The organism is Chryseobacterium gwangjuense (genome assembly GCF_021311115.1).
Taxonomy (GTDB): Bacteria; Bacteroidota; Bacteroidia; order Flavobacteriales; family Weeksellaceae; genus Chryseobacterium; species Chryseobacterium gwangjuense.
Genome location: NZ_JAJTNP010000002.1, coordinates 504,278 through 523,785, shown reverse-complemented (window position 1 = coordinate 523,785; position 19,508 = coordinate 504,278). Strand labels below are relative to the sequence as shown.

Below are 19,508 nucleotides of genomic sequence, written 5' to 3'. Positions count from 1 at the left end.
TTTCTTTAACATACTTAAATAATATGTTAAAATATGTTAAATAAAGAACCTGACAATTATCATATCGGGAGTCTTTTTCTCGGAATCTTTACTTTTGTAATGCTTTTGAAAATAAATATTCCTTTTAACACGGATAATCAAATATATATGAAGAAAAGAGTTTTGTTTTATTTAGTTGCTATAGTTTCTACAATGTCACTACAATCTTGCGTTACAAATTATGTAGTTTCACAACCAGCTACTTACACTAAAGAATACAAAACAGATGCCAAACTAGCTTCTTTTGATTCTAAGAAAGCTGAGCTTGATAAGCAGAGATTAATTGATTCTTTCCTTGCTGAAAAAGCGGCATCTATCGCTAGCGCAAAAAATTCTGTTAAAAATTCTGAGATTGCAAAAGCAATCAAATACAATAAAACAATCGACAACATTTTATCTGAAGCAGCTACTTATTTAGGAACTCCTTACAGATATGGAGGAACAACAAGAAACGGAATCGACTGTTCAGCATTTGTTCTTTCAGTTTTCGGAGCTGCTGCAGGTCTTAGCTTACCAAGAGTAGCATCTTCTCAGGCACAGGAAGGAGAAAAAATAGAAAAAGAAAACCTTCAGAAAGGAGATTTGATTTTCTTCTCTCACGGCAGAAGAATTTCTCACGTAGGAATTGTTGAAAGCGTTTCTGAAAACGGAGAAATCATGTTCATCCACGCTGCTACCTCAAAAGGAGTAATGGTTTCTTCTCTTAATGATTCTTATTGGGGACCTAAGTACAGATTTGCCAAAAGAATTATCAATGAAAATGGAGAAGCTTACAACAACCTAGCGACAACAACTCCAGTATCAAACGGAACAAGTTTTTAATTTTAAATAATTGATTTAAATAATGAAAAGCCATCAAAATTTTGATGGCTTTTTTGTTTTTTATACTTGATGAGGTTTTTATGAAAGCTTAGATACGATTACAGCTTACTTTAAACATAAAGCTTTTCACATTACTAACTATTCTTATCTATTTCAATATTCAGTTTATAAAGGAGACCATGGATTTCAGAAAGTGAAAATTTAGCCTTTTTAAGCCTATTCTGAGAAGGATCAATCAGATAATTAACCGAAGTCCTGAAATCTGCTTTTTCAAGATTAGTGTTATCAAAAACAGCGCCTGAGAAATCACAATTATTAAAGACTGTACCCGATAGATCACATTCTGTAAAATCAACTTCAATAAACCTTGAATCTTTGAATAAGGTCTTCTTAATAGAGGTTTGATAAAAGACGGAATTGTTTAAAGAACATCCATCAAACCTAAAGGACAATCCGAATTCATTACAGTCATTGAATTGAAGTCCAAACATTTTACATTCCTTGAAATTGACATCACGAAAAGCAGTTCCAACTAATTTCACCATACTTACATTGCAACCGATGAATTCGCAATCATTAAAATTGAATCCGGAAAGATTCTGATATTCAAAATTACAATCTCTGAAAGTACAGTTTTCATATTCGCCCTTTTCTAAACGTTGCCGCGTAAAATCTATATTTTCAAAAGTTTGATCAAGGATATAAGTTTCTTCCATAAAATTTTATGGTTTAATTTTTTATTGTGAAAAATAATAGATCTAATTGATTTTAAACCAAACTGTTTTTATCCGAATAGTTCAGTTTAAAGAAAATAAAAGTCATCATGGAAAAGGCAAGCAAAGAACTTCCCCCATAACTAAAATAAGGCAACGGAATCCCAACAGTCGGGAAAAGCCCCATAACCATCCCTAAATTGATGGTAAAGTGCATCAACAGGATCGAAGCAAAGCAATACCCGAAAACACGATTAAATGAGGATTTCTGTTGCTCGGCAAGATAATAAATCCTTCCGATGTAAATCATATAGCAAAGAATCAAAACAGCACTACCAACAAACCCCCATTCTTCACCTACGGTACAGAAAATATAATCTGTTTCCTGCTCCGGAACAAATTTTCCCTGAGTAACCGATCCTTCACGATATCCTTTTCCTAAAAGTCCTCCCGAACCAATAGCTGTTTTTGAATATAACAAGTTGTATCCTGAAGTATCTCTGAATGCTTTTTCACCCTTATAAAGAACCTCAATTCTTTCTCTTTGGTGCTTCGGCAGTTTTTCTAAAATGTAAGGTGAACCAAAAGCCAATCCGCATAAAACAAGAACAGAACCTACAATCCCGGAAATCGAAATAACATTCCAAGACATTTTGTAATAGTTCATAGCTATCCAACCTCCTATAATTACCAGAATTACAATCACTACAATAATGGGAGGAATCGCCAACGAAACTAAGAAAACTCCCGCAAAAAGAAATCCGACCGCAAATAACGTTCCGCTTAAGCCTTCACGATACAGCGCTATGAAAAACGCTATGAAAACCAACATAGATCCCACATCCGGAATTGCCAGCACCACAGCGGCAGGAATTCCTATTATAGCTAAGGTCGTGTATAATGATTTTTTATTACTTAAGTTAAATTCAGGTCCGGAAACATAATTAGCAAGCATTAATGCAGTCCCAATTTTAGCAAATTCAACCGGCTGCATCGTAAAGCTTCCGAATTTGTACCAGTTTTTTTGTCCAAGAATTTCTTTTCCAAACGGGAATAAACCTATAAGAAGTAAAACCCCTCCGATGTAAATAATCCCTGACATGTTTTCGAAGAACTTACTTCTTCCCACAAAAATAATCAGCCCTACAAACAAAGAGATGCAGAAGAAAATAAGCTGTTTTTCACCCAGCTTTTGGTCAACACTGTAAATATTCGCTATTGCGAAAATACAAAGTAGGAAATACAAGCCTAGACCTAATTTATCTATTCCTTCCGTCCACTTCATTGTTTTACCGTTTTAGTGTTTTTATTATTTTTTGCTTTTTCGTCTATCTTCTTTTGCAATTTGGCTTTCTGTTCTTTAATAAATTTCAGACTGTCCTGTATTCTTTTAAGCTTTATTGAATCCGGTTTAGGTTCTACATACAAACCTTTACGCTTCAAATCAGCAATCCATTGTCTTTTATATTCAGGCATGAAGCTGGACGTTGTCATTTTTTTATACAGATACTCTCTTTTTATATCTCCCGTTAAATACTTTTCAGCAATTAAGGTACAGGCTGGTCCTGCCCACGTAGCACCGAAACCGGCATGCTCCATTACGGCTACCACAACAATTTTTGGTTTATCAGCAGGAGCAATCAAAACAAAGATTGAATTATCTTTCCCTTGAGGTACTTGTGCCGTTCCCGTTTTGGCTAGCTGTGTAAAATCCTGAGATTTCAAGCCTGCTGCTGTTCCACGAAGTACAACAGCTTCCATTCCTTTTAAAACAGGTTCAAAATGTCTTTTATCTACCAATGTTTGATGCTTCACTTTAAATCTTGGGTCCGGATTAGGTCTACCATCAATAGATTTAACAATATGAGGAGTATAATACCAACCACGATTGGCAATGGCAGCAACATAATTCGCCAATTGGATAGGTGTTACGAGAACATCTCCCTGCCCCATTCCATTATAGATAGCACCAGTAGGCATTTCATCCCAATTTTTAAAATCAGTCCTCTGCGACCCACTTGCTTTCATAATGGCTTTGAAACGTTTTTCGTAGAAATCTCCTGAAGGAATTCTTCCTTTTGCTCCTACAGCAAAATCGTTATTTAAGAATTCTCCCACGCCAAAACTACTCATAATCTTTTTCCATTCATCAACACCTTTTGAAGGGTTTCCCGGATATTTTTTAATGATTGCTATGAATGCATACGTGAAAAAGCAGTTACTTGAAACCTGAATAGACGGAATAAGCGGATCTGCTCCTCCATGACCTTTAATTCGTTTTCCTCTGTAAAAAAAACCACCTCCACAAGGGAAAATAGTCTTTTCATCCATCACTCCCATCTGCATAGCTGCCAAAGCAGTAAGTAATTTAAATGTAGATCCGGGAGGATAAGCCGCCTGTAGTGAACGATCGAAAGTTGGTTTATTTTCGTAAATTGTATCTTTCGACAGTGCGTAAAGATTTTTAGATTTGTTAGGCCCTGTAAAAAGATTCGGATCAATATCCGGACCTGTAGCAGCTACTAAAACTTCTCCATTATTAGGATCCAAGGCAACTACAGCACCATGCTTATTGACTAACATTTCTTCTGCTATTCTCTGAAGGTCATAGTCTATCGTTAGCGTAATATCTTTCCCTGTTACAACCTCTTTATCCAAAGACCCCTGCTTATATGGACCGACGTTTCGAAGTTTAATATCTTTTTGGATATACTTCATTCCTTTTACTCCTCGTAATTCTTTTTCATAGGCCTTTTCAACTCCTGTTTTTCCTATGAAGTCACCCGGTAAATAATAAACAGAGTCTTTTTTAATTTCACGTTCGTTTACCTCACTTGTATAGCCTAATAAATTCCCGGAAGTCGAAACTTCATATTGCCGTTGAGGTCGTGATACGATACTGAATGCAGGGTATTTAAAAATGATCTCTTGAACTCTTGCAATATCCTCTCTACTCAAATCCTTAATGAAAGTCATCGGAGTAAGTTTGGAATAATATTTTTCCTTTTTTATTACCTCTATTCTTTTAGTAAAATCCTGAGGAGTGATTTTCATTAAATTACAAAAACCCAAAGTATCAAAATCGGGCTTCATCAATGCTTGTGTGAATGAAATCTCATAAGCAGGCTGGTTTCCTACCATGATTTTACCATTTCTATCGAAGATTACTCCTCTTTGTGGAATAACATATTCAATTTTAATGGAGGTATTCGCCGCATTTAAAGCATAACGGTCTGTAAATAACTGCAAATAGGAAAGTCTAGCCACGAAGATCAAGGCTATAACTACGAGAACGGAAAAAATCTTTAAATAACGTGTGTTCAAACTTTTTGTTTGATTTTAAATATTAATGCATATATAACGATAAATATAAATGAAATTATACTTGTTACCAATACATTAAGTAAAATTTCAAAAAATCTACTCAACTTGAAGAATTCGATATACTGTACTAAAAGCTGATGTAAGAAGATACTTGAGAACAAAAACAGTAAAAACTGCCCCCACTGAAGGGATTGAAACGAGAAAAAGTCTGTAGAAGTATCTGTAGAAGTTCTGAAAATCAAGGTTCTGAAATAGGCAATCAAGGTCGTTGCAAAAGCATTGATTCCTCCTGAATACAAAAGAATATCAATAGACAAACCTATTAAGAAACTTAAAGCTAAAAACTGAAATTTATTTCTAAAAAAAGGATAGAACATAACAAACACGGGATATAAAACCGGAGTATATTTCCCAAATAGCGTAATTCTGTTCAATACAAAGATTTGTAATGCAACCAGAAAAATCATGATTAATATGTCTGTAAATAACGTTCTGCTAATCATTTTCCTTTTTTATTACCGCTTGCATCGTATCCTGAATTTTTTGCACTTCTGCTTTTTTCAGGTTTTTGATTACATAAACTTTACTCAATGCCCCCATCTTTTCACTCAGTTCCACTGAAATATCCCAGAAACCAGTTTTATTATCCACAGAGTATCCTGCAATAGTCCCAATCATCACCCCTTTCGGAAAAATTGCAGATTTCCCGTCTGTAACGACAGTATCTCCAATTTTTAAAGCCACATATTTTGGAACATCCGCAAGATGCATTACGCGGGAATTATCTCCGTTCCATGACAAGGTCCCGAAATACCCCGAGTTTTTCAATGCAGCATTGATTCTAATTTTATTAACACTTAAAACAGACTGAACCAAAGCATAACTATCCGTAGAATTGATTACGATACCTGCAATCCCTTTTGGTGCCATAACTCCCATTTGTGGAAATACACCGTCTCTTCTTCCTCGGTTTATCGTAAAATAGTTATTTCTTCTGTTGATGCTGTTGAAAACAATCTCACCATCTACGAAGGTATAAATCTGTCCTCCTCCCAATGTATCATGAACCTTTCTGAAAAGAGGATTTTTCATCCCCTGCTTTCCGTAAAGCTCCATCATCAAGGCTTTGTTTTGAGCAACAAGATCTTCGTTGGTCTGCTTCAGCTTAAGATAAGAAACCCCTTCGTCAATATATCCGGAAACCCAGGAATTCAATGCAGCAGACTGACCTGCAATCCAGGATCTTTGCATTGCATTTTTAGAAAATATCAGAACCAGAGCAATAATTTGCAGAAATATAAAGAAGACAAAAAGAGCATTCTTCGAAAATAATCTCAGCAAAAATCCCATTCAGATATAATGTCGTAAAAGGTTAAAAAATTATTTAATTAAGAAATTGAATTTATCCATATTCTTAAGTGCAATACCTGTTCCACGAACAACCGCTCTCAACGGATCTTCCGCTACAAACACAGGAAGACCTGTCTTTTTGTGCAATCTGTCCGCAAGACCTCTCAATAATGCACCTCCTCCTGCAAGATAAATACCTGTTTTGTAAATATCGGCTGCCAATTCTGGTGGAGTTAAAGAAAGAGTTTCCATTACTGAATCTTCAATTCTGATAATTGATTTATCTAAAGCACGGGCAATTTCTTTGTAGCCAACCATAATTTCTTTTGGCTTACCTGTAATAAGGTCTCTACCTTGTACCGGAATATCATCAATATCAACTTCCAAATCTTCCACAGCAGAACCTACTTCAATTTTGATTCTCTCAGCAGTTCTTTCTCCGATATAAAGATTATGGTGAGTTCTTAAGTAATAAGCGATGTCATTGGTAAATACGTCTCCTGCAATTTTCACAGATTTATCACAAACGATACCTCCTAAAGCAACCACAGCAATTTCAGTAGTACCACCACCTATGTCGATAATCATATTACCTTCAGGTTTTTGAACATCAATTCCAACTCCAATTGCCGCAGCCATTGGTTCGTAAATCAAACGCACTTCTTTTGCATTTACTTTTTGAGCAGAATCTCTTACCGCTCTTTTTTCAACTTCAGTAATTCCGGAAGGAATACAGATTACAATTCTTAATGCCGGTTGAATAAATTTACCTTTAATTCCAGGAATTTTTTTGATAAATTCTTTAATCATATGCTCAGAAGCATGAAAATCTGCAATTACTCCATCTTTCAACGGACGAATCGTCTTAATATCTTCGTGAGTCTTTCCCTGCATATGTTTTGCCTGCTCTCCGACAGCTATAGGCCTACCCGTAGAACGTTCAATTGCTACAATTGACGGCTGATCTATAACAATTTTATTATTATGGATGATAAGGGTATTAGCTGTACCAAGGTCTATCGCAATTTCTTGCGTAAACATATCGAATAAACTCATATTTTACTTCTGATTTTTTTAAAGATTTACAAAGATATAAATTTAACACTACCAAAGACATTCCAAAAGCATATAATTTGGTTAAAATTTTATTAAATTTTCTAACCACTTATTAACTTTTACGTTAGATATTTACGAACTTTAAGCTCAACCAGATTTAAGATCTTTTGCAGACAGAAAGCGGGAAGACAGAAGTTACAGACATTTAACATAATAAATATACAATATTAAAATAATATGATAAGTCTTAAAACTTTTAACATTCTTATTTAAAGCGTAAATCTAAAATCTCTTGTTGTCACGAAATAGTTTTTTACGATAATTATCATATATACGATCTGAGTATGATTAATTAAAAAAAACGTAAATTTGCTGCGCTTATGTTACAGTATTCAAATATCCATCAAACAGCGAATTTCTCGGTACTTTCCATTAACTTTGAAAAGGCTGATGTAGAAACCAGAGGAAAGTTCGCCTTCTTTGATGAAAATATCAAAAACTTTGTCACCCAAATTCATGATGAAAACTTAGGGGACGCATTTGTAGTATCTACTTGTAACAGAACCGAAATCTATACCACTTCACCAAATTATCTTTTGATTGCCGAAGAGTATTGCAAAACGATTGGAGTAAATCTAATGGATTTCTTACAGTTTGCTAATATTCTGACAAAAGAAGAAGCTTTAACACACTTATTCAGAGTGGCTGCAGGTTTGGAAAGCCAGATTATCGGGGATTTTGAAATTATCGGGCAAATCAAAAAAGCATATAACCGCTTTAAGAAAGAAAGACAAAATTCTAATCCTTTTTTAGAAAGAGCCATTAATTCCGCTATTCAGATTTCCAAAAGAATCAAAAACGAAACCGGAATTTCCAATGGAGCAGCCTCTGTTTCTTATGCAGCAGTTCATTATATTTTAAATAGCCAGAAAAGGATTGCTGAGAAAAACATCCTGCTTTTAGGAGTAGGTGAAATCGGACAAAATACGGTTGAAAACTTAGTAAAACACGTTTATCAGCCGAAAATTAAAATTGCCAACAGAACTCAGGAAACAGCAGCAAAGATTTCCGAGAAATATAATATTCCGCATATCGACTATGCTGATTTTGATAAAGAATTAAAAAACACAGATATTCTTATCGTAGCAACCGGGGCAAAACATCCGATTGTTAATAAATCTCATTTCCCGAACGGAAAAGAAACTTTGGTGATCGACCTTTCAATTCCTCATAACGTCGCAAAAGATGTTACAGAAAATGAGAACGTGACCCTGATTGATGTTGATGAACTTTCAAAACAAATTCAGGAAACCATTCAGCAGAGAGAAAAAGAAATTCCGAAAGCTGAAAAAATCATTAAAGAGCTGACCAAAGATTTTCTTGAGTGGGAAAAAAAGAGAAAACTGGCTCCCAACATTCATCATTTCAAAGCGGTTTTAAAGAACATGGAACGCAATGAAATGCACAATTTTTATAAGAAAAATAAATATATAGATATCACGGACATGGAACTTTCCGACAAAATGATTCAGAAAATTACCAACCGTTTTGCAAAATATATCATCGATAATCCGTTAAAAGCCGAAGAAATTAGTAAATTAATGCACGAAATATTAGTTGAACAACCAAACAACGAATTTAATGAAAAGCATTAGAATTGGAACCCGAAATTCTGCATTAGCACTTTGGCAGGCGAGAGAAGTTGCGAGACATCTTCAAAACAATAATTATTTAACGGAAATCGTTCCTATCGTATCTTCGGGCGATAAAAACCTGACCCAACCTCTTTATTCTTTGGGAATCACAGGTGTTTTCACAAGAGATCTTGACGTAGCATTGCTGAATGACGAGATCGACATTGCTGTACATTCTCTAAAAGATGTTCCTACCCAATTGCCTCAGAATATTGAGATGATTGCCTATCTGGAAAGAGATTTCCCGCAAGATGTTTTGATCAGAAAAGAATCTGCAAGAAATAAAGAATTCCACGAATTAAAATTAGCAACAAGCAGTTTAAGAAGAAGAGCTTTTTGGTTAAAGAACTTTCCAAATGCTGAGTTTTCCGACATACGTGGAAATATTCAGACCCGTCTTCAGAAATTGGAAGAAGGAGATTTCGACGCAACGATTTTATCTTTAGCAGGGATTAAAAGGATGAAAATGGACATCGATTACGAAATGCTTCCGTTTTTAATTCCGGCTCCGTCTCAAGGCGTAATTGCTGTTGCAGGACATTCTGACAAAAAAGAAATCAACGAAGTTTTAAAATCAATCAATCATAAATCTACCCAAATCTGTGTAGAAATGGAAAGAAATTTCCTAAGCACATTAGAAGGAGGTTGTACTGCGCCTATCGGTGCATTTGCTGAGATTTTTGAAGACCAGATCCGTTTCAAAGCGGCACTTTGTTCATTAGACGGTAAAAACTGTATCGCTACAGATGAAAGTTTTGTCTATAATGAAGAAGAAGATTTTGGAGAAAAATTTGCAAAAGTCGTTCTCGAAAATGGCGGAAAAGAATTAATGGCTGAAATTAAAAGCCAGATCTAATTGATTCTAAATTTCCCCAATAATGAGAAAGTATCTCACTATCCTTATCATTCTGTTTTGTGTTTTTATTTCAAAAGCACAAGCTCAGTTTGCCCAAAAGCTTTCTGATGCCGCTTTAAACATAACAAAAGATAAGGTAGCTTACGATCCTGCTTATTTTACGATACCCTATCCGAACGGTGATGTTCCTTCGGACAAAGGAGTCTGCACCGATGTTGTCATCAGAGCGTACAGAAAACTGGGAATTGATCTTCAGAAAGAAGTTCATGAAGACATGAAGCAACACTTTTCAAAATATCCTAAAAACTGGGGTTTGAAAAGACCGGATACAAATATTGATCACCGCAGAGTTCCAAACCTTAGAGTATTCTTTGCCAAATTCGGAAAATCAAAATCTATAGAAACAAAACCGGAACTGTATGTTCCCGGAGATATTGTAACCTGGATTTTACCTGGGAATTTAACGCACATCGGTATTGTGGTCAACAGAAAATCAGCGGACGGAAAACGATATTTAATTGTTCATAATATCGGAGGTGGACAAGTTATCGAAGATTGCTTATTTAAATTTACCATTACCGGACATTATCAATATCAGAAATAAAGATCATGAAGAATATTGTTTGCTTTTTATTTATTTTGATAATAGGTTTCGCTGCAGGACAGAAAAATGAACCGAAAATAATCAATAAGCCTATCAGTTATTCTGAAGAAAGAGTTCGCTTAAGTTTAGAGTATTTGAAAGAGCATCATGGTTTGGTTCAGAAAACACCGACGATTGTTCCTAAAATGATCATTCTGCATTACACAGCAGGCGGAAATGTAGAAAGTAATTTCAAATATTTCAACAAAACCAATCTCGAAAACGCAAGAGGCACTCTAAAAAAACAAAGCACCTTAAATGTTTCTTCACAGTTTATTATTGATCGTGATGGTACAATTTACCAGTTAATGGAGCCGACTCAGTTTGCAAGACACACGATCGGACTGAATTATTGCGCCATCGGAATTGAAAACATCGGGAGTAAAAAAGAACCGCTGACCGAAAAACAGGTTGCAGCCAATGCTCAATTGGTAAGATATTTAGCTCAGAAATATAAAATCGAATATCTTATCGGCCATTCAGAATACGGTATTTTCAGAAACTCAAAACTGTGGAAAGAATCTGATCCGAAATATTTCACTGGAAAAGAAGACCCGGGAAAAGATTTCATGAGCAAAGTGAGACTTCAGGTCGCCGATTTACATTTAAAAGATAAGCCTTAATGAAGATTTTATTTACCAAAAACATAGAACCATCTATTATATCCAAAGAATTAGGAGAGGATATTTCGGTCGATTATGTTGAGGTAATTAAAACAAATCCTATAAAAATCTCCCCTTTTGACCTTAAAAATTATTCATTGATTTTTACAAGCGCAAAAGGAGTAAGTTCTTTTTTTAAAAACGGTTTTAAACCCAACGAAACTTTTACTGCAAAAAATTATAATAAAATTTATTGTGTCGGTGAAAAAACAAAACGGGAATTAAGAAAAAACGGTTTTGGAACTTTTAAAATGCTGAAAAATGCGGACACACTTTCAAAATTCATAATCGGCCACTGTCAACATGAAAAATTCTTACATTTCTGTGGAAACATAGCATTGGACGTGCTTGACGAAAATCTTCCTCTACAAAATATCAGCTATAAAAAAATCACTGTTTACAACACGGAGGAAATCAATCCGTTAATAACTGAAAAATATCATGTGAGTGTATTTTTTAGTCCGAGCGGAGTTCGTAGTTTTGCAAATCGAAATTCCTTTGAAGAGATGCAACTTGTTTCGATTGGTGAAACGACAGCCAATGAATTGAGAAAGTATACTTCAAAACCAATTTTAACCTCAGAAGGAAATAATTTGATCTCTGTTTTGAAATTGATTAAAAAGGAAATTATAAACAAAAATTGAATATTTAATTGTCTTTTTGACAATATCAGTCTACCATATTATGATTAAGAACGACCTATACTTAAAAGCACTTCGCGGAGAAACCGTAGAAAGACCACCAGTTTGGATGATGAGACAAGCCGGAAGATATTTGCCGGAATTCATTGCACTGCGTGATAAATATGATTTCTTTACAAGATGTCAGACTCCTGAATTGGCTTCTGAAATCACTGTACAGCCTATCAGAAGATTTCCGTTGGATGCCGCTATTTTGTTCTCTGATATTTTGGTGGTTCCACAGGCAATGGGAATTGACTTTAAAATGAAAGAATCTGTTGGACCTTGGTTGGATACTCCGATCAGAACAATGGAACAAGTTCAGAATGTTGTGGTTCCAGATGTAAATGATACATTAGGATACGTTTTTGATGCAATTGAACTGACTTTACAAAAATTAGACAATGAAATTCCATTGATCGGTTTTGCTGGTTCTCCATGGACGATTCTTTGCTACTGTGTAGAAGGAAAAGGAAGTAAAGCTTTTGATATTGCTAAATCATTCTGTTTCCAACAGCCGGAGGCCGCTCATTTATTGCTTCAAAAAATTACAGATACTACAATCGCTTATCTGAAGAGAAAAGTGGAAAAAGGTGTTTCTGCTGTTCAGGTTTTCGATTCTTGGGGAGGAATGCTTTCTCCGGCTGATTATCAGGAATTCTCTTGGAAATACATCAATCAGATCGTTGAGGCTTTAAGTCCTTTAACTCATGTGGTTGTTTTCGGAAAAGGATGTTGGTTTGCATTGGAAGATATGACGATGTCTAAAGTTTCAGCTTTAGGTGTTGACTGGACGATTACTCCGGAATTGGCAAGAACAATGACGAATCACACCATGACTCTTCAGGGAAATTTTGATCCTGCAAGATTACATTCTACGCCTGAAACCATTAAAAAAATGGTGACTGAAATGATCAACCGTTTTGGCAAAGACAGATATATTGCGAACTTAGGGCATGGTATTTTGCCTAATATTCCTGTAGAAAATGCAGAAGCGTTCATCAGAGCGGTAGTAGATTGGAAACCGACAACCCAGTTTTAATTCTCTCAGATTTTTTCTGTTTTAAAATAAATTAAAATCCCTTTCAGTTGTTGAAAGGGATTTTTCTATAAAATAATCTTTTATTAAAAAAAAGACACAGTTCCTTGTTACAGGAGCCTTGTTAATTATTGTTTGATAATTTTTCTTCTAATCACTTCTTTATCTTCATCTATAAGAATTATATAAGTTCCCTTCGGAAGATCAGATAGGTTGTATGATCCTGATTTTCCTGTGAATGTTTTCACCAGTTTTCCGGACATATCAACTACAGAAACTTTCGAATTAGGCTTTAGATCAGACCTGATGTAAAGGTTGTCTTTTACAGGGTTCGGATAGATCTGGAGTTTAGCTTCAACAGAAATATCAGAAGTCGCTAACGCTGCGTTTGTAATCGTTACATCATCAATTGCCACTCCATAAGAATAATCTCCAGCATCATTGTATACAAATCTAAGCTGAAAATTGGCATTTTTATAGGGTGTCAAGTCGATGTTTATAGCATTGTCATAAGCCTCAACAATATACATAAAAGTATTAAAGTCAATTCCCCATTGTCCTGAATCTCCCGAAGAACTGAACACCTGAACCCAGGAAGTCCCGTTGAAAGCCTCGACTTTTACGGTGGAATCCAGATCATAGATCATATTAGCATATTTAAATGATAATTTTGGGCTTGCCACCCCAACAAGATTGATAACCGGAGATACTAATCTTGCATTAGAGTTAATACTTGTAGGACCTGCATCATCATCATCGAAAAAAGCAGCACCACTTGGAAAAGTTGCAAAACCTGACTGACTGCCTACTCCCCAATTATACGTAGTATCCGGATTGTTGACCGTCCATCCTGAAGGCATAGAACCTCCATTAAAATTCTCTGAAAACACCTGTGCATTAGATATTCCACAAGCTAACAAAAAGAAAAGTAATTGTTGTTTCATGGTAACATTTTAAGGTAGAATAAATTTAATGAATTATTTTATACCAACGACGTAAAAAATTACATAATTTATTCATTTCAAATATGTTACAAAAAAAGCACTTTCATATTTTGAAAGTGCTTTTTATAATTTATTTTTTCAAAGCATTAGCTTAGCATTCGTTGCGCCTTTTTAACCCCTTCTACAAGAGCATCAATCTCATTGAACGTATTATAAACTGCAAAGCTGGCTCTCACCGTTCCTGCAATATTAAAGAAATTCATGATAGGCTGTGTACAATGGTGTCCCGTTCTTACAGCAATTCCCATTTTATCGAGAATCATTCCTACATCGGAAGAAATCCCTACTCCTTCAAGATTAAAAGAAACAACACCAGTTCTGTGAGCTTTTTCACCATATACTTTCAGTCCTTCGATTTCCAAAAGCTGTTTTTGAGCATATTCCAGCAAAGCATTTTCATGATTCTGAAGATTCTCCTGCCCTACTTTCTGAATAAAATCAACAGCAGCTCCCAAAGCAATATTCCCTCCTACATTGGGTGTTCCTGCTTCAAACTTAAATGGAAGTCCCGCATAAGTTGTTCCATCAAAAGAACACGTAGCAATCATCTCTCCTCCTCCGTGAAACGGCGGCAGATCTTCCAAAACTTCTTGCTTTCCATACAAAATACCCGTTCCCATCGGAGCATACATTTTATGGCCTGAAAACACAAAGAAATCGCAGTCTAATTTCTGAACATCAATTGTAAAATGCGGTGCAGACTGAGCTCCGTCGATTACGATATAAGCATTTGAATGTGCTCTTGTTTTTGCAATAATTTCTTCAATCGGGTTTACAATCCCCAAAGCATTTGAAACCTGATTTACCGAAACAACCTTCGTTTTCTCACTTAAAAACTCATCTAATTTATCTAGCTGAAGAATTCCGTTTTCATCGATAGGAATAACTCTTAATTTAGCTCCTGTTCTTTCACAAAGCAATTGCCACGGAACAATATTCGAGTGATGTTCAAGATAAGAGATGATTATTTCATCGTCTTTTTTTAGTTTTTGAGTTAAAATATAAGAGATGAGGTTCAGTCCTTCTGTAGTTCCTTTCGTGAAAATAACTTCAAAATCATGTTTAGCATTGATGAACTTCTGGATTTTTCTTCTCGAAAGCTCCATTTCTTCAGTCGCTAACTGACTTAATGTATGAATTCCTCTATGTACATTAGCATTGATCTCTGTATAATATGTATTCCAAACTTCTAAAACCGAATTGGGTTTCTGAGAGGTTGCCGCATTGTCTAAGTAAACCAATGGTTTACCATTCACCTTCTGATCTAATATAGAAAACTGACTTCTGATTTCCTGAATGTCAAACATTTATTAAAATTTTAAATTAAAACGTTCTTATTTAGAACTCTTCAAATTTACGGCTTTTTTATTAATACTTGCTGTTAAAGAAAAGCAAAAAGCACCTCGATTTGAAGTGCTTTTTTATATTATCCAATAGATTGATTAAAATTCAATATCTACTTCTAATTTCTCTGCTAAAAGTTTTGAAATTTTCTCTTTTAGAGGCTCAATATCAATATTCTGCATCGCATCGTTGGCGAAAGCATATAAAAGCAACGCCTGAGCTTCTTTTTTAGAAATCCCTCTTGCTCTCAAGTAGAATAATGCATCTTCGTTCAACTGCCCAACCGTACAACCGTGAGAACACTTCACATCATCTGCAAAAATCTCCAGCTGAGGTTTTGTATCAATGGTTGCACCTTCGCTCAATAAAACGTTATTATTTTGCTGATAAGCATTTGTTTTTTGAGCAATTTTATCTACAAAAACTTTTCCGTTGAAAACTCCATGAGATTTTCCGTCGAAAATTCCTTTGTAATTCTGATAACTTTCACAATTCGGCTGATTGTGGTGAACCGCCGTATGGTGATCTACCAATTGATCTTTACCGATAATGGTAATTCCGTTCATGAATGAATTGATATTCGATCCGTTTTGAATGAAATCTAAGTTATTTCTTACCAATTTACCTCCGAAAGAGAATGTGTTTACAGTCGTTAAACTGTCTTTTTCCTGTTTTGCGAAAGTGTTGTCAATTAAATAAGAAGTATCGTTATCGTTTTGTAATTTATGCCAATCCGCTTTTGCGTTCGGGTAAGTGAAAATTTCAGTCACAGAGTTGGTCAACACATAAGTGCTGTCAAAGTTATGGTGACTTTCAATGATTTCCACTTTTGCCCCCTCTTCTACGATCAATAAGTTTCTCGTGTTGTAGAACGTGTTTTCTTCCTGATTCTGAGAGATGTAGAAAACGTGGATTGGTTTTTCAATCACTACATTTTTAGGAACTTTCAAAAAGAAACCGTACTTGCAATACGCCTGGTTTAAGTTTGTGAAAGCTGATTTATCTGCAGCAATTGTATTAAAATATTGATCAAAAACATCTTTATGCTTCTCATCATTCAATGCATAATTAAATGAAAGAAACTCAACATTTTCAATCGAAACTTTTGATAATTCTTTATGAAGTTTACCATTTACGAAAGTAATCCAGTCAAAATTCTCTTCTCCCAAATGCAACTGATCCAGTTGCTCTTTGGTGATATTGTGACTTTCTTTCGGGAAAAAGTTGTATCCTTTTTCAGTAATCTCCTTTAGGTTGGTATATTTATATTCTTCGTCTTTTTTAGTCGGAAAACCAACGTTTTCGAATCTTTGAAGAGCTGCTTTTCTATCCCCATCCAGAAATCTGTGATGAAGACTCTCCAAAAATTCACCGTGATTTTCAACAATCTGATCGTATAAAGCCATTACTGATATTTCGGCCATCACACCTTTATTTATTTAAATATTGTAAAATAATGCGGTTTTTCCGCTTTGCTTTTAGTTTAGGATTGATAACATCTTAACTAAAAATTGTTCTTCTTAATTAAGAAGCCAGTCGTATCCTTTTTCTTCAAGTTCTAAAGCAAGAGATTTGTCACCAGTTTTGATGATTTTTCCGTTTGCCAAAACGTGAACGAAGTCCGGTTGAATATAATTAAGCAATCTCTGATAGTGTGTAATCAAAAGAACTGCATTTCCTTCATTTTTGAATGCATTTACACCGTCTGCAACGATTCTTAGCGCATCAATATCTAATCCTGAATCAGTTTCATCAAGAATAGCCAACTTCGGATCAAGCATCATCATCTGGAAGATCTCGTTTCTTTTCTTTTCACCTCCGGAGAATCCCTCGTTCAATGATCTTGAAAGGAAGTCTTTTTTGATTCCTAATTGCTCAGATTTTTCACGGATTAAAGCCAACATTTCTTTTGCAGGCATTTCTCCTAATCCGTTTGCTTTTCTGTTTTCGTTCATCGCTGCTTTGATGAAGTTCGTTACAGAAACTCCCGGAATTTCTACCGGATATTGGAAAGAAAGGAAAATACCTTTGTGAGCTCTTTCTTCAGGAGCATCTTCGATGATATCCTCACCTCTGAAAATGATTTCTCCGTCTGTAACCTCATAATCTTCTTTTCCTGCGATCACAGAAGAAAGAGTAGATTTACCAGCTCCGTTCGGTCCCATGATAGCGTGAACTTCACCTGGTTTTATTTCAAGATTGATACCTTTTAAAATTTCTGCGCCATCTTCAATTTTGGCGTGCAAGTTTTTTATATTTAACATACATTCAAATTTATCGCAAGGTCAAACTTTGAGTACATCCTTTGTAACACTAAACTACAATTAACAAAGGCATTAACGCTAGCGAATGAAATATTATTTTTATTTTTTTTAATCTTAATTTTCCTTTTCAATAAACTAAGATTATCCTACAGAACCTTCTAAAGAAATCTCAAGTAATTTCTGAGCTTCAATAGCAAATTCCATTGGTAATTTATTTAAAACTTCTTTACTGAAACCGTTTACGATCAAAGCAATTGCTCTTTCCGTATCGATTCCTCTTTGGTTACAGTAAAAAATCTGGTCTTCACCGATTTTTGAAGTCGTTGCTTCGTGCTCCAATTGTGCCGTAGGATCTTTAATTTCGATGTAAGGGAAAGTATGTGCACCACATTCGTTACCCATCAATAAAGAGTCACACTGAGAGAAATTTCTCGCTCCTTTTGCAGTAGGCATTACTTTTACCAGACCTCTGTATGAGTTTTGAGATTTTCCGGCAGAAATACCTTTAGAAATAATGGTAGATTTTGTATTCTTTCCGATATGGATCATCTTTGTTCCTGTATCTGCATACTGGTGATTGTTGGTTACCGCGATTGAATAAAATTCTCCAACCGAGTTATCCCCTTTCAAAATACATGAAGGATATTTCCAAGTTACTGCAGAACCAGTTTCAACCTGTGTCCAAGAGATTTTCGCATTCTTTTCGCAAAGCCCTCTTTTCGTTACGAAATTGAAAACTCCGCCTTTTCCTTCTTCATTTCCAGGATACCAGTTTTGTACCGTTGAATATTTAATTTCCGCATTATCCATGGCAATCAGCTCAACCACAGCTGCGTGAAGCTGATTTTCATCTCTCGACGGCGCTGTACAACCTTCCAAATAAGAAACATAACTTCCTTCATCAGCAATGACAAGTGTTCTTTCAAACTGACCTGTTCCTGCCTGATTGATACGGAAATACGTTGATAATTCCATCGGACATCTTACTCCTTTTGGAATATAACAGAAACTTCCGTCAGAGAAAACTGCAGAGTTCAATGCTGAATAGAAATTATCTCCTCTTGGAACTACTTTTCCAAGATATTTTCTTACTAAGTCAGGATGGTTTTTGATTGCTTCAGAGATAGAACAGAAAATAATTCCTTTTTCCATCAATGTTTCCTGGAAAGTTGTTTTCACAGAAACAGAGTCTATTACGATATCAACCGCAACTCCCGAAAGTCTTTTTTGTTCCTCGATATTGATTCCTAATTTTTCAAAAGTCTTCAATAATTCAGGATCTACCTGATCCAGGCTTTCCAGCTCAGGTTTTGCTTTTGGAGCGGCATAATATTTAATCGCCTGAAAATCCGGTTTTTCATATTTAATGTTTGCCCATTCCGGCTCCACCATTTTCAACCAGATTCTGAAAGATTCCAAACGCCATTCAGTCATCCATTCCGGCTCTTCTTTTTTAGCAGAAATTGCACGGACGATGTCTTCATTCAAACCCGTCGGGAAATCTTCGTAATCGATTTTTGTTTCCCAACCGAATTCATATTTTTTATTTTCTAGATCGACTCTTAGATCGTCTTCAGTATATTTACTCATAATTTATTAAGAGATTCAGAGATTAAGAAATTTAGATATTACTTAGCGTCTAAAGTGCTCTTTTCAAGATATTTTATAAAATGATAAATCTCTTTTGTTATTTCCAGACACTCATTATTAAGTGTATTGAAAGTCTCATCATTGATTTTCTCTAAACTGTATAAAACAAATAACATACTTCTTACTTCAGCGCAGCTTCCTTTTGCGATCCAAAGAAATTTGATAAATTGTTTATTACTTCCATATTCTGAGCCTTCTGCAATATTATTAGTTATTGATAAAGTCGCTCTTTTTAGTTGATCTTTGAGTGAAAATTCTTTTTGCAAATTTTCAATATCAAGAATTTTAAAAACTTTGACTGTAAATGAAATTGCCTTTTTATAAATTGGGAAATTTTCAAATGAAACAGCCATAAATATTTTTTTAAT

19 protein-coding genes are annotated in these 19,508 nt (G+C 35.1%); 7 read left to right on the top strand and 12 right to left on the bottom strand.

All coding sequences use genetic code 11. The features are described 5' to 3' along the window. The first annotated feature begins 147 nt into the window (after positions 1–147). Complete coding sequence (locus LV842_RS05885) at positions 148–861, top strand: C40 family peptidase (RefSeq protein ID WP_233110651.1); 714 nt, start codon at positions 148–150, stop codon at positions 859–861. Positions 862–995: 134 nt separating this feature from the next. Here LV842_RS05885 and LV842_RS05880 read toward each other — a convergent pair whose 3' ends face one another. Genes LV842_RS05880 through LV842_RS05855 form a run of 6 tightly spaced genes read right to left on the bottom strand, consistent with a single transcriptional unit; the run spans position 996 to position 7,304 of the window. Then, complete coding sequence (locus tag LV842_RS05880) at positions 996–1,577, bottom strand: pentapeptide repeat-containing protein (protein ID WP_233110525.1); 582 nt, start codon at positions 1,575–1,577, stop codon at positions 996–998. A 52-nt stretch (positions 1,578–1,629) separates the two neighbouring features. Continuing rightward, the gene (rodA, locus tag LV842_RS05875; protein WP_233110524.1) at positions 1,630–2,859 is read right to left on the bottom strand and encodes a rod shape-determining protein RodA; all 1,230 of its coding nucleotides are present in this window, start codon (positions 2,857–2,859) and stop codon (positions 1,630–1,632) included. Continuing rightward, a complete protein-coding gene (locus tag LV842_RS05870; protein WP_233110523.1) occupies positions 2,856–4,898 on the bottom strand; it encodes a peptidoglycan D,D-transpeptidase FtsI family protein in 2,043 nt (680 codons plus the stop codon). Before LV842_RS05870 ends, rodA begins: the two co-directional genes overlap by 4 nt. Further along, a complete protein-coding gene (locus tag LV842_RS05865; protein ID WP_233110522.1) occupies positions 4,895–5,401 on the bottom strand; it encodes a rod shape-determining protein MreD in 507 nt (168 codons plus the stop codon). Before LV842_RS05865 ends, LV842_RS05870 begins: the two co-directional genes overlap by 4 nt. After that, a complete protein-coding gene (mreC, locus tag LV842_RS05860) occupies positions 5,394–6,248 on the bottom strand; it encodes a rod shape-determining protein MreC (RefSeq protein WP_233110521.1) in 855 nt (284 codons plus the stop codon). Before mreC ends, LV842_RS05865 begins: the two co-directional genes overlap by 8 nt. Positions 6,249–6,278: 30 nt before the next feature. After that, a complete protein-coding gene (locus tag LV842_RS05855; RefSeq protein WP_039371224.1) occupies positions 6,279–7,304 on the bottom strand; it encodes a rod shape-determining protein in 1,026 nt (341 codons plus the stop codon). Positions 7,305–7,684: 380 nt separating this feature from the next. Here LV842_RS05855 and hemA point away from each other — a divergent pair, with 380 nt between their 5' ends. From hemA to hemE, 6 genes are read left to right on the top strand one after another with little or no spacing between them, the layout of a single operon-like run. Then, entirely contained in the window at positions 7,685–8,959 is a 1,275-nt protein-coding gene (gene hemA, locus LV842_RS05850; RefSeq protein ID WP_233110520.1) for a glutamyl-tRNA reductase, read from the top strand. Then, complete coding sequence (gene hemC, locus LV842_RS05845; RefSeq protein ID WP_233110519.1) at positions 8,946–9,854, top strand: hydroxymethylbilane synthase; 909 nt, start codon at positions 8,946–8,948, stop codon at positions 9,852–9,854. The genes hemA and hemC overlap by 14 nt, the downstream gene beginning before the upstream one ends. 22 nt (positions 9,855–9,876) lie before the next feature. Then, on the top strand, positions 9,877–10,458 hold the full coding sequence (locus tag LV842_RS05840) for a DUF1287 domain-containing protein (RefSeq protein WP_233110518.1): 582 nt from the start codon (positions 9,877–9,879) through the stop codon (positions 10,456–10,458). A gap of 5 nt (positions 10,459–10,463) precedes the next feature. Next, positions 10,464–11,120: a peptidoglycan recognition protein family protein gene (locus LV842_RS05835; protein ID WP_233110517.1), complete on the top strand. Its 657-nt coding sequence runs from the start codon at positions 10,464–10,466 to the stop codon at positions 11,118–11,120. After that, the gene (locus LV842_RS05830; RefSeq protein ID WP_233110516.1) at positions 11,120–11,803 is read left to right on the top strand and encodes a uroporphyrinogen-III synthase; all 684 of its coding nucleotides are present in this window, start codon (positions 11,120–11,122) and stop codon (positions 11,801–11,803) included. The genes LV842_RS05835 and LV842_RS05830 overlap by 1 nt, the downstream gene beginning before the upstream one ends. A gap of 40 nt (positions 11,804–11,843) precedes the next feature. Then, a complete protein-coding gene (gene hemE, locus LV842_RS05825; RefSeq protein WP_233110515.1) occupies positions 11,844–12,881 on the top strand; it encodes a uroporphyrinogen decarboxylase in 1,038 nt (345 codons plus the stop codon). A 125-nt stretch (positions 12,882–13,006) separates the two neighbouring features. On the opposite strand, the gene LV842_RS05820 is transcribed toward hemE, so the two are convergent. From LV842_RS05820 to LV842_RS05795, 6 genes are all read right to left on the bottom strand, one after another. Beyond that, positions 13,007–13,822 carry a T9SS-dependent choice-of-anchor J family protein gene (locus LV842_RS05820; protein ID WP_233110514.1) on the bottom strand — a complete coding sequence of 272 codons (816 nt, stop codon included), beginning with the start codon at positions 13,820–13,822 and terminating at the stop codon, positions 13,007–13,009. Positions 13,823–13,968: 146 nt separating this feature from the next. Beyond that, positions 13,969–15,189 (bottom strand): aminotransferase class V-fold PLP-dependent enzyme, encoded by a 1,221-nt coding sequence (locus LV842_RS05815; RefSeq protein ID WP_233110513.1) that lies wholly within the window; start codon positions 15,187–15,189, stop codon positions 13,969–13,971. A gap of 135 nt (positions 15,190–15,324) precedes the next feature. Then, positions 15,325–16,632, bottom strand: a complete 1,308-nt coding sequence (sufD, locus tag LV842_RS05810) for a Fe-S cluster assembly protein SufD (RefSeq protein WP_233110650.1) — start codon at positions 16,630–16,632, stop codon at positions 15,325–15,327. A 114-nt stretch (positions 16,633–16,746) separates the two neighbouring features. Then, positions 16,747–17,490: a Fe-S cluster assembly ATPase SufC gene (gene sufC / locus LV842_RS05805; protein ID WP_233110512.1), complete on the bottom strand. Its 744-nt coding sequence runs from the start codon at positions 17,488–17,490 to the stop codon at positions 16,747–16,749. Between the two features lie 141 nt (positions 17,491–17,631). Then, entirely contained in the window at positions 17,632–19,080 is a 1,449-nt protein-coding gene (sufB, locus tag LV842_RS05800; protein ID WP_233110511.1) for a Fe-S cluster assembly protein SufB, read from the bottom strand. Positions 19,081–19,118: 38 nt separating this feature from the next. After that, positions 19,119–19,493 carry a four helix bundle protein gene (locus LV842_RS05795; RefSeq protein WP_233110510.1) on the bottom strand — a complete coding sequence of 125 codons (375 nt, stop codon included), beginning with the start codon at positions 19,491–19,493 and terminating at the stop codon, positions 19,119–19,121. Positions 19,494–19,508: the final 15 nt, after the last annotated feature.